This window comes from Polynucleobacter parvulilacunae (assembly GCF_018881715.1).
GTDB lineage: Bacteria > Pseudomonadota > Gammaproteobacteria > Burkholderiales > Burkholderiaceae > Polynucleobacter > Polynucleobacter parvulilacunae.
The window spans coordinates 515,348-531,337 of sequence record NZ_JACVPW010000001.1; the positions used below are offsets into that span (position 1 = coordinate 515,348).

16 protein-coding genes are annotated in these 15,990 nt (G+C 46.8%); all 16 read left to right on the forward strand.

What is annotated here, in order from left to right; all coding sequences use genetic code 11:
- Nucleotides 1–107 precede the first annotated feature (107 nt).
- The 16 genes from ICN18_RS02680 to priA all read left to right on the forward strand — a co-directional run bounded on the left by ICN18_RS02680 (nt 108) and on the right by priA (nt 15,983).
- Nucleotides 108–845 carry a TSUP family transporter gene (locus tag ICN18_RS02680; protein WP_216189000.1) on the forward strand — a complete coding sequence of 246 codons (738 nt, stop codon included), beginning with the start codon at nt 108–110 and terminating at the stop codon, nt 843–845.
- 106 nt (nt 846–951) lie between these two features.
- Nucleotides 952–2,874: a tRNA uridine-5-carboxymethylaminomethyl(34) synthesis enzyme MnmG gene (gene mnmG / locus ICN18_RS02685; RefSeq protein ID WP_216189001.1), complete on the forward strand. Its 1,923-nt coding sequence runs from the start codon at nt 952–954 to the stop codon at nt 2,872–2,874.
- A complete protein-coding gene (rsmG, locus tag ICN18_RS02690) occupies nt 2,867–3,535 on the forward strand; it encodes a 16S rRNA (guanine(527)-N(7))-methyltransferase RsmG (RefSeq protein ID WP_216189002.1) in 669 nt (222 codons plus the stop codon). The genes mnmG and rsmG overlap by 8 nt, the downstream gene beginning before the upstream one ends.
- Before the next feature lie 18 nt (nt 3,536–3,553).
- Nucleotides 3,554–4,324: a ParA family protein gene (locus ICN18_RS02695; protein WP_216189003.1), complete on the forward strand. Its 771-nt coding sequence runs from the start codon at nt 3,554–3,556 to the stop codon at nt 4,322–4,324.
- Between the two features lie 24 nt (nt 4,325–4,348).
- Nucleotides 4,349–5,239: a ParB/RepB/Spo0J family partition protein gene (locus ICN18_RS02700; RefSeq protein WP_216189004.1), complete on the forward strand. Its 891-nt coding sequence runs from the start codon at nt 4,349–4,351 to the stop codon at nt 5,237–5,239.
- Nucleotides 5,240–5,299: 60 nt separating this feature from the next.
- Nucleotides 5,300–5,803 (forward strand): ATP synthase subunit I, encoded by a 504-nt coding sequence (locus tag ICN18_RS02705; RefSeq protein ID WP_369411852.1) that lies wholly within the window; start codon nt 5,300–5,302, stop codon nt 5,801–5,803.
- 40 nt (nt 5,804–5,843) lie between these two features.
- Entirely contained in the window at nt 5,844–6,719 is an 876-nt protein-coding gene (gene atpB, locus ICN18_RS02710; protein ID WP_216189005.1) for a F0F1 ATP synthase subunit A, read from the forward strand.
- A gap of 45 nt (nt 6,720–6,764) precedes the next feature.
- Nucleotides 6,765–7,031, forward strand: coding sequence for a F0F1 ATP synthase subunit C (gene atpE, locus ICN18_RS02715; RefSeq protein WP_012357116.1), 267 nt, complete (start codon nt 6,765–6,767; stop codon nt 7,029–7,031).
- A 63-nt stretch (nt 7,032–7,094) separates the two neighbouring features.
- Nucleotides 7,095–7,565 carry a F0F1 ATP synthase subunit B gene (locus tag ICN18_RS02720; RefSeq protein WP_128112914.1) on the forward strand — a complete coding sequence of 157 codons (471 nt, stop codon included), beginning with the start codon at nt 7,095–7,097 and terminating at the stop codon, nt 7,563–7,565.
- Between the two features lies 1 nt (nt 7,566).
- The gene (locus tag ICN18_RS02725; protein ID WP_216189006.1) at nt 7,567–8,103 is read left to right on the forward strand and encodes a F0F1 ATP synthase subunit delta; all 537 of its coding nucleotides are present in this window, start codon (nt 7,567–7,569) and stop codon (nt 8,101–8,103) included.
- A gap of 45 nt (nt 8,104–8,148) precedes the next feature.
- Entirely contained in the window at nt 8,149–9,690 is a 1,542-nt protein-coding gene (gene atpA / locus ICN18_RS02730) for a F0F1 ATP synthase subunit alpha (protein WP_215348165.1), read from the forward strand.
- A 17-nt stretch (nt 9,691–9,707) separates the two neighbouring features.
- Nucleotides 9,708–10,577: a F0F1 ATP synthase subunit gamma gene (gene atpG, locus ICN18_RS02735; RefSeq protein WP_216189007.1), complete on the forward strand. Its 870-nt coding sequence runs from the start codon at nt 9,708–9,710 to the stop codon at nt 10,575–10,577.
- 55 nt (nt 10,578–10,632) lie between these two features.
- Complete coding sequence (gene atpD, locus ICN18_RS02740; protein WP_011901874.1) at nt 10,633–12,033, forward strand: F0F1 ATP synthase subunit beta; 1,401 nt, start codon at nt 10,633–10,635, stop codon at nt 12,031–12,033.
- A gap of 12 nt (nt 12,034–12,045) precedes the next feature.
- Entirely contained in the window at nt 12,046–12,462 is a 417-nt protein-coding gene (locus ICN18_RS02745) for a F0F1 ATP synthase subunit epsilon (RefSeq protein WP_215299186.1), read from the forward strand.
- Between the two features lie 9 nt (nt 12,463–12,471).
- A complete protein-coding gene (gene hemE / locus ICN18_RS02750; protein WP_216189448.1) occupies nt 12,472–13,590 on the forward strand; it encodes a uroporphyrinogen decarboxylase in 1,119 nt (372 codons plus the stop codon).
- 266 nt (nt 13,591–13,856) lie between these two features.
- Nucleotides 13,857–15,983 carry a replication restart helicase PriA gene (gene priA, locus ICN18_RS02755; protein WP_216189008.1) on the forward strand — a complete coding sequence of 709 codons (2,127 nt, stop codon included), beginning with the start codon at nt 13,857–13,859 and terminating at the stop codon, nt 15,981–15,983.
- The last annotated feature ends 7 nt before the right edge of the window (nt 15,984–15,990 follow it).

The window sequence follows — 15,990 nt, forward strand, 5'->3', positions numbered from 1 at the left end:
TTATTATTTGGTTTTGGTACGGCGCGGATTTTAAAAGCGCCGTACTCATTTAATTAAAAGAGACTCCCATCGAATTTTCTATTTACATTTGGCCACTGCTTTTAGCGATGGCCTTCTTTGCTGGGCTGGTGGATGCAGTGGCTGGCGGCGGCGGCTTGATTCAGGTGCCCGCACTGTTTGCGGCCTATCCTGATGCTCCTCCCGCAACACTGCTTGCAACCAATAAACTGGGTTCTGTTGGGGGGACTCTGAATGCTGCACGCAAATATTTGCGTCATGTTTCTTTGCCTTGGGCGCTGGTTGGTCCGGCAATTGTTGCGGCTTTTGTAGGTTCGCTTATCGGCGCAGGCGCTGTGAGTCACTTTCCTGCAGAGCCTTTGCGAAAAGCCCTTCCCTTTGTTTTGGTTTTTTTATTAATCTATACCTGGTTTCAACCTTCACTAGGTGAGGCTCATGCGCCAAAGGCAGTGAGTCCGTATCAACAACTTAAGGCTTTGTTGCTCGGTCTTGTTATTGGCTTTTATGACGGCTTCTTTGGTCCCGGTACTGGTAGCTTTTTGCTTTTTGGGTTTGTGCGCTTTTTTAGTTTTGATTTCTTGCACGCCTCTGCCGCTACAAAATTGGTGAATGTGGCGACTAATTTAGCGGCCATCTTAATGTTGGCGAGTCTTGGGCAAATTAATTGGACCCTTGGCTGTGCAATGATGGTTGCTAATATTGTTGGCAGTCAGTTTGGCAGTCGACTCGCAATCAAGCATGGCAGCGCTTTTGTCAGAAAGGCTTTTTTGGTTATTGTGACCGTTCTGATATTGAAGTCAGCCTGGAATGCTTATTTCATCAACTAAATCAATAACTTAGAAATTGTAGACTCCTTTTCTGAGGTTTTTGATGTATTTTGTTTCACGTGAAACAAACAAAATGCTATGATCATCGCCCTATCTGAGGCAAATCATGCGTTATTCCAAAAGTTTTGATGTCATCGTAGTTGGCGGCGGTCACGCCGGGACTGAGGCCGCCCTGGCATCTGCGCGCATGGGTTGCGACACCCTATTAATTACTCACAGCATTGAAAATCTTGGCGCCATGAGTTGTAACCCCTCCATCGGTGGAATTGGTAAAGGCCATTTAGTAAAAGAAATTGATGCGATGGGTGGCGCCATGGCTGCAGCTACAGATGAGGCTGGCATTCAGTTTCGTATTCTCAACTCCAGCAAAGGGCCTGCTGTTCGAGCGACCCGTGCCCAGGGCGATAGGATTTTATATAAGGCTGCTATTCGACGTCGTCTTGAAAACCAGCCTAATTTAAGTCTATTTCAGGCTGCTGTTGATGACCTATTGGTTGGGGGTGATGAGGTACAAGGCGTTGTCACGCAAATGGGCCTAGAGTTTATGGCCAAAAGGGTTGTGCTTACTGCAGGCACCTTTTTGGATGGAAAGATCCACGTTGGATTAAATAATTATGCTGGAGGTCGCGCGGGTGATCCGGCAGCGGTTTCTTTGTCTGCTAGGTTAAAAGAGCTAAAGCTTCCTCAGGGCAGACTAAAAACTGGCACCCCACCCCGCATCGACGGAAGAACGATTGATTTCTCAGTCATGCTGGAGCAGCCGGGGGACTTAGACCCTGTGCCAGTGTTCTCTTATTTGGGCCGTCCAGAGCAGCATCCCAAGCAGGTTCCTTGCTGGATCTCTCATACAAACGAAAGGACTCACGACATTATTCGGGGTGGTTTAGACCGTTCGCCCATGTATACCGGAGTCATTGAGGGGGTTGGTCCGCGCTACTGCCCTTCTATTGAAGACAAAATTCATCGTTTTGCCTCCAGAAACAGCCATCAGATCTTCTTGGAGCCAGAGGGCTTAACAACGAATGAGTTTTATCCCAATGGGATATCTACCAGCTTGCCATTCGATGTTCAATGGGATTTGGTACGAAGTATCCGGGGCATGGAGTCTGCGGTGATCGTTCGCCCGGGTTATGCCATTGAGTATGACTTCTTTGATCCTCGCCAATTGCGTCACAGCCTCGAGACAAGGGTGATTGCTGGGTTGTATTTTGCCGGCCAGATAAATGGCACCACTGGTTATGAAGAGGCTGCAGCACAGGGTATGTTGGCGGGTATTAACGCTGGCTTGGCGGCTCAAGGTAAAGAACCTTGGCTACCTAAGCGCAGTGAATCCTATATTGGCGTTTTGGTGGATGACCTGATTACTCGCGGGGTTCAGGAGCCATATCGAATGTTTACAAGTCGCGCTGAATATCGCCTAAGCCTGCGTGAAGATAATGCCGATATGCGCTTAACAGGGATTGGGCGGGAGCTAGGCCTGGTGGACGATCATCGTTGGGAAGTGTTTTGCAGAAAACAAGAGGCTGTTTCACGTGAAACATCTCGTTTGCAGGACATTTGGATTGGCCCCAAACACGATGCAGCCGCCTTGGTTTCCCAATTATTGGGACAAGACCTGTCCCACGAGTGCAATTTAACGGAGTTGTTGAGGCGTCCGGGCGTTACTTACGAGGCCGTCACCGCTTTGGGTAATGGAATCTGGGCCCCTGAAACTCTGGACGAAGATCTTGGTTTGGCGGCTCAAATCAGTGACCAGGTTGAGATCTCGATCAAATACCAGGGTTATATTGACCGTCAGGCGACAGAAATTGCTCGTCAAGAACACAATGAGACATTCCCGCTGCCCGAGGCGCTCGATTATGCGCAGGTTGTTGGTTTATCAAAAGAAGTTCAGCAAAAGCTGAATTTGCATAAGCCCGAAACTTTGGGTCAAGCAGGCCGTATTTCAGGGGTAACTCCTGCAGCCCTCTCCCTCTTGTTGGTGCATCTGAAAAAGGGCTTGGGACGCGCTCAAGAAACGCATGAGTGAGGGGCTCCTTGCTTTAGGAATTGAGGATCTTGGCCTCAAATTAAGCTCGACCAATATTGCTGATCTAGAGCTATTTTTGCAGGAAATGGGGCGCTGGAATCAGGTCCACAACCTCACAGCAATTGAGGGCGAGAAAGATTCTATTAGGCTGCATCTAATTGATTCTATTGCGGTTTTACCAGTATTAAGGCAGTTTTTAAGGGGCCCCTCACCCAAGATTGCAGATCTTGGTTCCGGGGGTGGGCTGCCAGCGATTCCTATTGCCATTGTTCAGCCGGAGTGGCAGCTTTCACTCATTGAGGCCATCCGCAAGAAGACGGCATTTCTGCAACATGTGCGTGGAAAATTAAAACTTAAAAATATTGAAGTGCTCTGTGAGCGTGTGGAAGATGCTGCAGTGCAACAACCAGCACAATTTGATGCGGTGATTTCTCGTGCATTTACCAATCTCGCTCGTTTCTTAGACTTATCGTTACCCTTCTTAAAGCCCGATGGCTTGGTATTTGCTATGAAAGCTAAGCGTGCAGACGATGAAATGAAAGATGTTTCCATGGATGATTGGCGCTTGGTCGCCGATGAGCCCCTGCATATTCCGAATTTAGCGGTGGAGCGACGCCTTTTGGTGTTATCCCCCGTGAGAAAATCCACCCTCACCTCTTAAGTAGACCCAAAAGTAGCTATGGCAAAAATATTCTGTATCGCAAATCAAAAAGGTGGCGTTGGCAAGACCACTACCGCGGTTAATTTGGCTGCAGGTTTGGCTGGACTGCAACAGCGCGTGTTGTTGGTGGATCTTGATCCTCAGGGTAATGCCACTATGGGTTCTGGCGTAGAAAAGGCAGACTTAAGCACAAGCGTTTACCAAGTTTTAATTGGTATGTCGTCAGTCAAAGAATGTGCGCAGCGTTGTGAAAGCTCTGGGTACGACGTACTGCCCGCTAATCGCGATTTAGCTGGTGCCGAAATTGAACTGGTCGATTTAGATTTGCGCGAAGTGCGCTTGAAAGATGCGCTTGCGCACATAGCGAATGATTATGATTTTATTTTGATTGATTGCCCACCCGCTTTGTCATTGTTAACACTCAATGGATTGTGCGCAGCAAACGGCGTGATCGTTCCAATGCAATGTGAATATTTTGCGTTAGAAGGCTTGTCGGATTTGGTGAACACTATCAAACAAGTACACGCGAATTTGAATCCCGATTTAGTCATCATTGGTTTGTTGCGCGTGATGTTTGATGCGCGCATGACTTTGCAGCAACAAGTTTCGGATCAACTCCTTGAGCACTTTGGTGACAAAGTGTTTAAGACAATTATTCCGCGCAACGTGCGACTCGCCGAAGCCCCTTCTTACGGGCTTCCTGGTGTAGCTTTCGATAAATCATCGCGTGGCGCAAAAGCCTATTTAGAGTTTGGTGCCGAAATGGTTGAGCGCATCAAACAGATGTAATTCCCAGAAAGAAAAATAACGATCATGGTTGCTATTAAGAAAAAAGGTTTGGGTAGAGGGCTTGAAGCCTTGCTTGGAGAAAAGACTCAGCAAGCAAGTTCTTCTACTGATATCAATCGATTGCCGCTAACCGCTTTGCAAGCAGGCAAATATCAGCCGCGTCAAAAAATGGAAGCAGGCGCGCTACAAGAGCTGGCAGAAAGTATTCATGAGCAAGGTGTGATGCAGCCTTTGTTGGTGCGTTTAGTTTCACCAGGTAAGTATGAAATTATTGCGGGCGAAAGACGCTTTCGCGCAGCAACTATTGCGGGCTTAAAAGAAGTCCCTGTTTTAGTTTCTGGGGCTAATGACCAAGCTGCCGCTGCAATGGCTTTGGTAGAAAACATGCAGCGTGAGGATTTAAACCCTCTTGAAGAGTCACAGGGTTTAGCTAGATTGATTGAAGAGTTTGGCTTTACGCATGAGCAAGCAGCAAAAGCGGTAGGCAAATCTCGCAGTGCTATTACCAACTTATTGCGTCTTGCTCAGCTAGCAAAGCCGGTCCAGGCCATGCTGCTGGCTGGCGACATAGATATGGGCCATGCCCGTGCGATCTTACCCCTGCCAGGCTCTAGCCAGGTTGCTTTAGCCCAAAGAATCGCTGCCCAGGGACTATCAGTTCGTGAAGCAGAGCGTATGACAGCAGCTTTAGTGATTGCGGGCGGTCAAATAGGCGACAAAAAAGCGAAAAGTAAGCCCAGCAGCCCTTCGCCAAGCTCAGATCCAGATATGCAGCGCTTGACTCAAGAAATAGCAGATTTGATTGGTTTAAGCGCTCAATTTAAGCTTAAAGGTAAGGGCGGGGAGCTCATACTCCGCTTTAGCCAATTTGATGAGCTTGATTCCTTGTTAAAAAAGTTGGGCATTGAGTCTTAAGTTATACAGAAAAATGTACCCAAATCCTTTGACATATTGCAGTGCAAACATTAAACTTTCGTGGCTAAATTGATTCCTCAAAAAAATCACTTTTCCGAGTTAAATGAATGGGATGAGCCCGAAGAAGAAGTCATTCGGGTCTACAGCAAAGAAGAGATTGTTGCGCTGCAGCAAAGCGATGCAACAAAGTACCGCGCCCTTTCACCTTGGAAAATTGTTTTGGCCCAAGTGTTGATTACGGCTATCAGCATGGTGTTTTGGTCAATTTTTGGGGAGCCGGTAGGGGTAAGCCTTTATACTCAGTCGGCCTTTTTAGGTGGTTTAATTAGCGTCTTGCCTTCAACCCTGTTTTTAGCAAGGTTGGAATTAGCAAAAAAATCGCAAAGATTAAATCCAGGAAGTTTTTTGGCGGCATTAGTTTCTGGCGAATTTATCAAAATCGTCGTGACGCTGATGTTGTTTGTAGGGATTGCTTATTACGTCCCTGGCGTGCTTTGGGTCCCCTTGTTGGTGACTTACCTGCTTGCCCTGAAGTGTGTGTGGCTGGCGTGGTTGTGGCGCTAAGTAGTGACAATTGAGATTGAAACAAAGGACTAGTTAAGAGATGTCTAGCGAAGTAAACCAAGCCCACGGGGCAGTAGAGCAGATGACGCCAACAGCGTACATTTCTGAGCATTTACAAAACCTCAACAATACTGGGTCTGCTCAAAGCTCAATTATTGATTTCAGCGTCATCAATTTGGATACCATTTTTTGGGCGTCCCTTATGGGCTTGCTCACTGTATTTATTTTGTTGATTGCAGCGCGCCGCGCAACTCCAGGCGTTCCAGGTCGCTTCCAATGTTTTGTAGAAATGATCGTGGAAATGGCTGAGACACAATCTAAAAGCATTGTTCATGGTGACCGTTCTTTTATAGCGCCACTCGCTTTGTTTGTATTCTTTTGGATCATCCTTTTAAATACCCTTGACTTGGTTCCGGTTGATTGGGTTTTGGGCGTTAATCATTTCATCGAGAGTTTTGGCGTGCATGTGCCACACCATAAGGTTGTTCCAACAACTGACCTCAATGCAACGATGGGCATGTCCATGTCTGTTTTGCTCTTAGTTTTCTTTTACAGCTTTAAAGTAAAAGGTTTTGGCGGCTTCTTGCATGAACTCATTTCTGCCCCATTCGGCGCGAAATGGTACTTAGCGCCTTTTAACCTTGCTTTGAATATCATCGAATATCTTGCTAAAGGTGTTTCATTGGGAATGCGACTGTTCGGCAATATGTATGCCGGCGAGTTGGTTTTCTTGTTGATCGCATTGCTAGGTAGTGTGTGGACATTTAATTTTGATTTATCCCTGTTCGGTTTGGTGGGCCATGTTATTGCTGGATCAGCTTGGGCCATCTTCCACATTTTGGTTATTTTGTTGCAAGCCTTTATTTTCATGATGTTGACCTTGGTCTACATCGGGCAAGCGCATAGCCATCACTAAGATTTTTATTTTTAACTTATCTCTTTAACTTCAGGAGTCAGCAACATGCAACAATTTCTCGCAAACATTCAAGGTTTCACAGCAATCGCTATCGGCATCATCATCGGCCTCGGCGCGATCGGTGCTTGTTTAGGTATTGCATTGATGGGCGGCAAGTACATCGAAGCTTGTGCACGTCAACCAGAATTGATGGAGCCACTCCAAACCAAGATGTTCCTTTTGGCTGGTTTGATCGACGCTGCGTTCTTGATCGGCGTTGGTGTTGCAATGTTGTTTGCTTTCGCAAACCCACTGCTCGCAGTTATTAAGTAATTGTTTTGGCGTGGATGACCAAGAGGTCATCCAACTGTTCTCAACAATACTGAAAGGAATATCGTGAATCTGAACGCGACCCTATTCGCGCAAATGATCGTTTTCTTCGTCTTATGGTGGGTTGTTGCACGTTTTGTGTGGCCACCGCTTGTTAAGGCGTTAGATGAGCGTTCAAGCAAAATTGCTGATGGTTTAGCTGCTGCCGAGCGCGGTAAAGAAGCACTCGCACTAGCCAGCAATGAAGCTGAGCAAGAATTAACAAAAGCACGCCAAGAAGGTGTTCAACGCGTTGCTGAAGCTGAAAAACGTGCACAAATGTCAGCCGAAGAAATTCGCGCTAACGCACAAGCTGAAGCCGCTCGAATCATTTCTCAAGCGCAGCAAGATGCAGCTCAACAAGTTACACGCGCACGTGAAGTGTTGCGTGCTGAAGTTGCCCTGCTTGCTGTTAAAGGCGCTGAGCAAATTTTGCGTCGTGAAGTTGATGCAAAAGCTCATGGGCAATTACTTGACCAACTAAAGGCAGAACTTTGATATGGCTGATTTAGCCACTATTGCACGTCCTTATGCGGAGGCGCTTTTTCAAAGCGTCAAGCCGGCTGAGCTCGCTGGATGTTTGGAGCAATTAAGCGAATTGGCACAGCTTGCTGCTTTGCCAGAAGTTGCTGCTTTATCAAACAACCCAAAAGTATCCGCAGATGATTTGAGCAAGCTACTTTCTGGCATTGTGAAAACCAAGCTCGATCCTAAAGTGGCTAGCTTTTTAAATCTCGTGAATCAAAGCCACCGCTTAGCGGCCGTTCCTGAAATTGCGAATCAATTTGAAGCAATGAAGAACAAGAGCGAAGGCGCAGCAGAAGTAAACATTACCAGCGCATTCCCTTTAGAGGGTTCTGCGTTAAATGATTTGTTGTCAAGTTTGAAGAAGCGCTTTGGGGGTAAAGAATTGCGCCCAACTATTCAAGTTGACCCAGCATTGATTGGCGGAGTTCGCATTCAAGTTGGCGATGAAGTAATGGATAGTTCAGTTAAGGCCCAGTTAGCTCAAATGCAAGCAAGTCTTGGCGCATAAGTGATCCCTATTAAGAACATACGAAATAAGACCCAGGAGTAAGTAATGCAACTCAACCCTTCCGAGATCAGCGAGCTGATCAAAAGCCGAATTAGCGAATTGGGCGTTGACTCCCAAGTTCGCAACGAAGGCACTGTAATTTCAGTGACCGACGGTATTTGCCGCGTTCATGGCTTGTCAGGCGTTATGCAGGGCGAAATGTTGGAATTTCCAAACAACACAATCGGCCTCGCGTTAAACCTTGAGCGTGATTCTGTTGGTGCCGTAGTGTTGGGTGAATACACCCACATTAAAGAAGGCGACCCAGTTAAATGTACTGGCCGCATTTTGGAAGTCCCAGTTGGCCCAGAGTTGCTCGGTCGCGTTGTAAATGCGCTCGGTCAGCCGATTGATGGCAAAGGCCCAATCAACACCAAGTTAACTGACTTTATTGAAAAAGTTGCTCCTGGCGTTATCGCACGTCAATCTGTTAGCCAACCAGTACAAACTGGTTTGAAGGCGATTGATGCGATGGTTCCAATTGGCCGTGGTCAGCGTGAGTTGATCATTGGCGACCGCCAAACTGGTAAGACAGCAGTTGCGGTTGACGCGATCATTAACCAAAAAGGTAAAGGCGTTTATTGCGTTTACGTGGCGATCGGTCAAAAAGCTTCCACTATTGCTAACGTTGTTCGTAAGCTCACAGAATTGGGCGCGATGGAGTACACCGTTGTTGTTGCAGCGAGTGCTTCTGAGTCTGCAGCGATGCAGTACCTCTCTGCATACGCAGGTTGCACCATGGGTGAATACTTCCGCGACCGCGGTGAAGATGCTTTGATTGTTTACGATGACTTGACCAAGCAAGCAGTTGCTTATCGTCAAATCTCCTTGTTGCTCCGCCGCCCACCAGGCCGCGAAGCTTATCCTGGCGACGTGTTCTACCTCCACTCACGCTTGCTCGAGCGCGCTGCCCGTGTAAATGCTGAGTACGTTGAGAAGTTCACTAACGGCGCAGTAAAAGGCAAAACCGGTTCTTTAACTGCATTGCCAATTATTGAAACTCAAGCTGGCGACGTTTCTGCATTCGTTCCAACCAACGTAATTTCGATTACTGACGGTCAGATCTTCTTGGAAACTGACTTGTTCAACGCTGGTGTGCGTCCTGCGATTAACGCTGGTATTTCTGTATCCCGCGTTGGTGGTGCTGCACAAACTAAAGTCATTAAGAAATTGTCTGGTGGTATCCGTACCGACTTAGCGCAATATCGTGAATTGGCAGCGTTTGCTCAGTTCGCATCTGACCTTGACGAAGCAACCCGCAAGCAGCTCGAGCGTGGTCGTCGTGTTACTGAATTGTGTAAGCAAGCTCAATACAAGCCACTCCAAGTTTGGGAAATGGCTGCTTCACTCTACGCTGTGAACAACGGCTACTTCGACGACCTCGAAGTGAAGAACGTATTGGCATTCGAAAAAGGCCTGCAAGATCATTTGAAATCTAAGTACGCTGACTTAGTTGCGCGTATTGAAGAGACCAAAGATTTGAGCAAGGATGACGAAGCTGCTTTGCGCGCTGCTATTGAGGATTACAAGCGTTCTGCCTCTTTCTAAGAGGGCTCGCATAAATCATGGCAAGCACAAAAGAGATACGATCTAAGATCAAGAGCGTGCAAAACACGCGCAAGATCACGAAGGCAATGGAAATGGTCGCCGCATCCAAGATGCGTCGCGCCCAAGAGCGCATGCGTAATGCGCGTCCATATGCTGAAAAAATTCGTGAGATTGTTGCCAATCTTTCTAAAGCAAATCCTGAGTTCCGCCCTGCTTATATGGCAACTCGTGAAGTTAAGAAGGTTGGCACCATCTTGGTTACAACAGATAAAGGCTTATGCGGCGGTTTAAATACCAACGTATTGCGTTTTATTACTAACCAAGTGCGCGATTTGCAGGAAAAAAATATTGAGATTGTCTACACGGCAATTGGTTCAAAAGGCCTGCAGTTTTTGAATCGCTCAAAAGCAAAACTGATTTCTCAAACAATCCAAATTGGCGATACGCCACATATGGATGTTTTGATTGGCGCTATTGTTGCCCAATTAGAAGCGTTTGAGCGAGGCGAGATTGATGCTGTTTATTTGGCATACAACCGCTTTGTTAATGCCATGAAACAAGAGCCTGTTTTAGAAAAGCTTTTGCCTTTGGAGCCAGCCGCATTGGCGCCAGAAGATAAAGCAGGAAATTCTTGGGATTACATCTACGAACCTGACGCAGAGTCCATTTTGAATGGCTTGCTCAAGCGTTATGTTGAAGCAATGATTTATCAGGCAGTTGCTGAAAACATGGCTTCTGAACAGTCTGCACGGATGGTCTCTATGAAGGCCGCTTCAGATAATGCGAAGAACGTAATCGGCGAATTGCAATTGGAATACAACAAGACACGACAGGCTGCTATTACTAAAGAGTTGTCAGAAATTGTTGGTGGAGCGGCTGCGGTTTAAGCGGTCAGCGTTTAGGAATACGAAAGAATTCAGGAATTAAAAGCGGAGAAATGCGATGAGTAACGGAAATATCGTGCAGTGTATCGGTCCAGTGGTGGACATTCAGTTCCCACGCGACAAAATGCCAAACATTTATGATGCATTGACATTAGTTGAGAGCGGTGAAAAATCATTTGCTGAAAAAGGCTTGACCTTTGAAGTTCAGCAACAAATCGGTGACGGCGTAGTTCGTGCTATTGCCATGGGTGCGAGCGATGGCTTGCGTCGCGGCATGGAAGTGAAATCTACTGGTAAGCCAATTTCAGTTCCTGTTGGTCCAGCAACTTTGGGTCGCATCATGGACGTTTTAGGTCGCCCAATTGACGACGCAGGTCCAATTGCTACTGAAGAGCGTCGTGCTATTCACCAGCCAGCCCCAAAATTTGATGAGCTCTCCCCTTCTGTTGACTTGCTCGAAACCGGCATTAAGGTTATTGACTTAGTTTGCCCGTTTGCTAAAGGCGGTAAGGTTGGATTGTTCGGTGGTGCGGGTGTTGGTAAGACCGTGAACATGATGGAATTGATTAACAACATCGCCAAGCAACACTCAGGTTTGTCAGTGTTTGCCGGTGTTGGTGAGCGTACTCGTGAAGGTAATGACTTCTACCACGAGATGAAAGAATCTAACGTTATCGACAAAGTGGCGATGGTGTTTGGTCAGATGAACGAGCCTCCTGGCAACCGTTTGCGCGTTGCGTTGACTGGTTTGACAATGGCTGAAGCATTCCGTGACGAAGGCCGTGACATTTTGTTCTTCGTTGACAACATCTACCGTTATACATTGGCTGGTACTGAAGTTTCTGCGTTGCTCGGTCGTATGCCTTCTGCTGTGGGTTATCAGCCTACATTGGCTGAAGAGATGGGTAAATTGCAAGAGCGTATTACCTCTACTAAGACTGGTTCCGTTACTTCTATTCAGGCCGTTTACGTTCCTGCGGATGACTTGACCGACCCGTCACCAGCTACAACCTTCTTGCACTTAGACTCCACAGTTGTGTTGTCACGTGACATCGCTGCCTTGGGTATTTACCCAGCGGTTGATCCATTGGACTCAACCAGCCGTCAGCTCGACCCACAAGTGGTTGGTCAAGAGCACTATGAAGTTGCTCGTGACGTACAGATGACGTTGCAACGTTACAAAGAATTGCGCGACATCATTGCGATTTTGGGTATGGACGAATTGTCACCAGAAGACAAATTGGCTGTATCACGTGCTCGTAAGATTCAACGTTTCTTGTCCCAGCCTTTCCACGTTGCTGAAGTGTTTACTGGTTCACCAGGCAAATACGTTCCATTGAAAGAAACTATCCGTGGTTTCAAAATGATTTGCAGCGGCGAATTGGATCACTTGCCTGAGCAAGCGTTCTACATGGTGGGTTCAATTGATGAAGCCATCGAGAAAGCCAAGAAGCTTTAATCTAGGGAAATTATGTCAACCATACGCGTCGATGTAGTAAGTGCTGAGCAGTCTATTTTCAGCGGGGAAGCCAAGTTTGTTGCGCTTCCTGGCGAAAGTGGTGAGCTTGGCATTTTGCGCGGCCACACTCCTTTGATTACACGTATTCGTCCAGGCTCAGTTCGCATTGAAAAGGCTGATGGTGATGAAGAGTTTGTTTTCGTAGCAGGTGGCTATTTAGAGGTTCAGCCAGATCACGTTACCGTATTAGCGGATACCGCTATTCGTGGTCATGATCTTGATGAAGCAAAAGCAACTGAAGCCAAGAAGCGCGCTGAAGAGGCCATGCAAAATCGCGGCACAGACTTTGATTTGGCTTTGGCTCAATCTGAGTTTGCAATGGCAGCTGCACAGTTGGCTGCAATTGCCCGTTTCCGTCGTAAAAAGTAATAGCCGGTCATCTCCTTGCTGTTAAATGATCGGTTTTTAAAGGCCTGCCTGGGCGAAGCGGTTGATCAAACACCGCTTTGGCTCATGCGCCAAGCTGGCCGTTATCTCCCCGAATACAACGCTACACGCGCTAGAGCCGGAAGTTTTCTCGGGCTCGCAAAAAATCCTGCTTATGCTACTGAAGTAACACTTCAGCCTTTGGATCGCTATCCATTGGATGCGGCAATTTTGTTTTCTGATATTTTGACCATTCCTGATGCAATGGGATTGGGTCTGAAATTTACTGCTGGCGAAGGCCCTAGTTTTGACCATCCCCTGCGTACTGAACAGGCGGTTAAGAAATTACGTGCTGCTGATATGGATCAGCTCAAGTATGTTTTTGATGCTGTTTCAGAAATTCGTAAAGCACTCATACAAGATGGCAAACAACGCGTTCCATTGATCGGCTTCTCGGGAAGCCCATGGACATTGGCGTGCTACATGGTTGATGGATCCAGTGCCGATGATTTTCGTCATGCCAAAACCATGATGTTTAGTCGCCCAGATCTCATGCAGCATATCTTGGATATCAATGCGCAATCAGTTGCCGACTATTTGATCGAGCAAGTAAAAGCAGGCGCACAAGCCCTGATGATTTTTGATACTTGGGGCGGAATGCTTCCAGACGGTTGGTATCAAAAGATGTCTTTAGCATCGATGCAAAAAGTAATTGCCTTATTGCCGCGCGAGCATGAAGGTAGAAAAATTCCAGTCATCATGTTTACTAAAGGTGGCGCAATTTGGCTCAATGACATGGCGCAAGTTGGTGCTGATGTGATTGCTATCGACTGGACAATGTCGCTGAGTCGTGCAAGAAAACAGTTGCTCGCTCTGAACAAGCCATTGGCATTACAAGGCAATCTAGATCCGCTAATCTTGTTCGCAGAGCCAAAACAAATTGCAGAGCAAGCCAACCTTCTCCTCGAGGATTTGGCAAGTGCACCAGCCCTCAAGCCTGGTTTACATCCCTTGGATGGCCATGTTTTTAATTTGGGCCATGGCATTTCTCAATTTACCCCCCCAGAGAGCGTGACAGCTCTTGCCGAGGCTGTCATAAATCGCTCTAGGTCTCTCAGGACAAAGTCATAAAACTGAGTGAATGCTAACTTGCTACTGAGAATTTTTAACGAAAGTTATACACAGTTAGCGACGAAATTCAAAATTCAGTGAGATTGCGATTAAAGATGAAAATTCACTTTCGAATAGCTCTTTAACTTATTGATTTATAAGTAAAATAGTAAAAAAGCTTGAAAAGGGTGCAGAAACTGAAGGCTGATAAATTAGCTTATAAATCAGAATCATCTGATGATATCCACAGACTTATCCACAAGCAAAAACGAGATTTGAAGTAAATCATGCCTCCTCCAATCGTAGTCCAAGTCGTTGTTGATAAGCCCCTCGCCCAGGGCTTTGACTACCTGTGGGACGCGAAGGCGCTGGGAGGCCAACCAGAGATTGGCTCGATAGTTGAAGTTCCATTTGGGCGCAGTCTTCTTGTTGGCATGGTTATAAAAGTAAGTGCTCACTCTGAATTTGATGTAGAGAAATTAAAAGCGGTAACAAGAGTGGCCCCGCTACCTCCCTTAGATCCTGCAGCCCTACGCTTGGTCAATTTTGCCAGCCAGTATTACATTCATGCGCTTGGTGAAACCATTATTCCCACCATTCCGCAGATGTGGAAAAAGCCGGATGATTGGGAAAAGATTCCAAAGAAATTGGCTGCAGATGAAGAAAAGAAAAAGAAAAAAATTCATCCAGAATTGAGCGAGGGATTCATTGATGAAAATCTTTTGAATGATGGTCAAAAGCTTGCGCTTGAGGAACTGCGTGATTGCTCATTAAATAAATTCAAAGCAATTTTGTTGCAAGGCCAAACTGGCAGTGGAAAGACGGCCGTATTTTTAAATTGGTTGAGCGGCATTTTGCAGGACACAACTGCGCAGGTTTTGCTCTTGGTCCCTGAGATTAATTTAACACCACAGCTAGAGCGTAGAGTGCGCGCCTATTTTCCGGATAAGAAAATGGTTGTACTTCACAGTGGGGTGAGTGAAAAAGTGAGGGGCATTGCCTGGTATGAGGCAATTACCGGAAAAGCCCAAATTATTTTGGGTACACGTTTAGCAGCCTTAACTCCCTTGCCAAATTTGCGTGCAATAGTTGTGGATGAAGAACATGACCCATCATACAAACAACAAGATGGCATTCGCTACTCTGCGCGTGACTTAGCGGTTTGGCGTGCTCATGATCTGAAGATTCCAATTCTATTGGCATCCGCTACACCATCCTTGGAAACCTGGATGGCAGCTAAAGCGGGCCGTTATGAATATATTCGTCTAGATCAGCGTGCACAGGGCGCTAGCTTGCCGCAAGTCCATTTAGTCAATACGCGCGACCCACAAAGCCAATTTAGTCCGGGCGATCTAGAAAAGCCCAAGGCAAAGAGTCTGATTACTAAAACTCTTGCTAATGCAGTTAGCAAAAATCTAGAAGGAAAGAAGCAGAGTCTCATCCTGATTAATCGACGCGGTTATGCCCCGGTCCTTAGTTGCGGTGCGTGTTCATGGCTGTCGAAATGCGAGCAATGCAGCTCTTATATGGTGATGCATAAGGCTGGTGCTTTAGGTAGGAAATCAGTATTGAGCTGCCACCATTGCGGCTTAGTTAAGCCCATTCCGAACCATTGCCCTGATTGTGGAAATGCTGACTTGAAGACTTTGGGGCAAGGCACCCAAAAGGTCGAAGATTCTATTGAGGAGATGTGGCCGGGGGCCAGGGTACTCAGGGTCGATACAGATTCCAGCAGAAAGAGTAAGGGCGCGGAAGAACTCTTTCAGGAGATACATGGGGGCAATGTCGATATCGTGGTGGGAACGCAGATGATCGCCAAGGGCCACGACTATCAAAATATAGGCTTAGTCGCCGTGCTAGATGCAGACAGTAGATTGTTCTCCCAAGACTTTAGGGCTGCAGAACGATTGTTTGCCCAACTAGTTCAGGTTGCAGGACGTGCTGGGCGCTCAAATAAAGACGGTGAAATTGGGGGCGCAATTTATGTTGAAACCCAGTTTCCAGAAGCCGCAGTTTTTCAGTTTTTGCTGCGCCATGATGTAGATGGTTTTTTAGCCTTTACAGCAAATGAAAGAAAAGAAGCGGGTTTGCCACCCTTTGCCTATCAAGCCCTGATACATGCTGAGGCAAAAAGCCTGGACAAGGCAATTCAGTTTTTAAGTGGGCTAAAGGGCTATTTACGGGCTCAGGGCCATATATCTAAAGGACTTAGAGTCTATGACCCAGTGCCAAAGGCGGTAATGCGAGTGGCTGGCTCAGAGCGCGCCCAATTACTTGTAGAGTCAGATGATCGTAAAAATTTGCAAGAGATTTTAGAGGCGATAGACCATTATTTACGAGATCATTCTCAAGGCCGCATTAGCAAAGAGGGCCGAATTCGTTGGCTCATTGAGCGCGACCCAATTTCAATCTAATTGACCT

Excerpts from the sequence above, each read along its gene's own strand:
- ICN18_RS02680 (WP_216189000.1), top strand. The coding sequence starts at position 108 with ATGGCCTTCTTTGCTGGGCTGGTGGATGCAGTGGCTGGCGGCGGCGGC.
- mnmG (WP_216189001.1), top strand. The coding sequence starts at position 952 with ATGCGTTATTCCAAAAGTTTTGATGTCATCGTAGTTGGCGGCGGTCAC.
- rsmG (WP_216189002.1), top strand. The coding sequence starts at position 2,867 with ATGAGTGAGGGGCTCCTTGCTTTAGGAATTGAGGATCTTGGCCTCAAA.
- ICN18_RS02695 (WP_216189003.1), top strand. The coding sequence starts at position 3,554 with ATGGCAAAAATATTCTGTATCGCAAATCAAAAAGGTGGCGTTGGCAAG.
- ICN18_RS02700 (WP_216189004.1), top strand. The coding sequence starts at position 4,349 with ATGGTTGCTATTAAGAAAAAAGGTTTGGGTAGAGGGCTTGAAGCCTTG.
- atpB (WP_216189005.1), top strand. The coding sequence starts at position 5,844 with ATGTCTAGCGAAGTAAACCAAGCCCACGGGGCAGTAGAGCAGATGACG.
- atpE (WP_012357116.1), top strand. The coding sequence starts at position 6,765 with ATGCAACAATTTCTCGCAAACATTCAAGGTTTCACAGCAATCGCTATC.
- ICN18_RS02725 (WP_216189006.1), top strand. The coding sequence starts at position 7,567 with ATGGCTGATTTAGCCACTATTGCACGTCCTTATGCGGAGGCGCTTTTT.
- atpA (WP_215348165.1), top strand. The coding sequence starts at position 8,149 with ATGCAACTCAACCCTTCCGAGATCAGCGAGCTGATCAAAAGCCGAATT.
- atpG (WP_216189007.1), top strand. The coding sequence starts at position 9,708 with ATGGCAAGCACAAAAGAGATACGATCTAAGATCAAGAGCGTGCAAAAC.
- atpD (WP_011901874.1), top strand. The coding sequence starts at position 10,633 with ATGAGTAACGGAAATATCGTGCAGTGTATCGGTCCAGTGGTGGACATT.
- ICN18_RS02745 (WP_215299186.1), top strand. The coding sequence starts at position 12,046 with ATGTCAACCATACGCGTCGATGTAGTAAGTGCTGAGCAGTCTATTTTC.
- priA (WP_216189008.1), top strand. The coding sequence starts at position 13,857 with ATGCCTCCTCCAATCGTAGTCCAAGTCGTTGTTGATAAGCCCCTCGCC.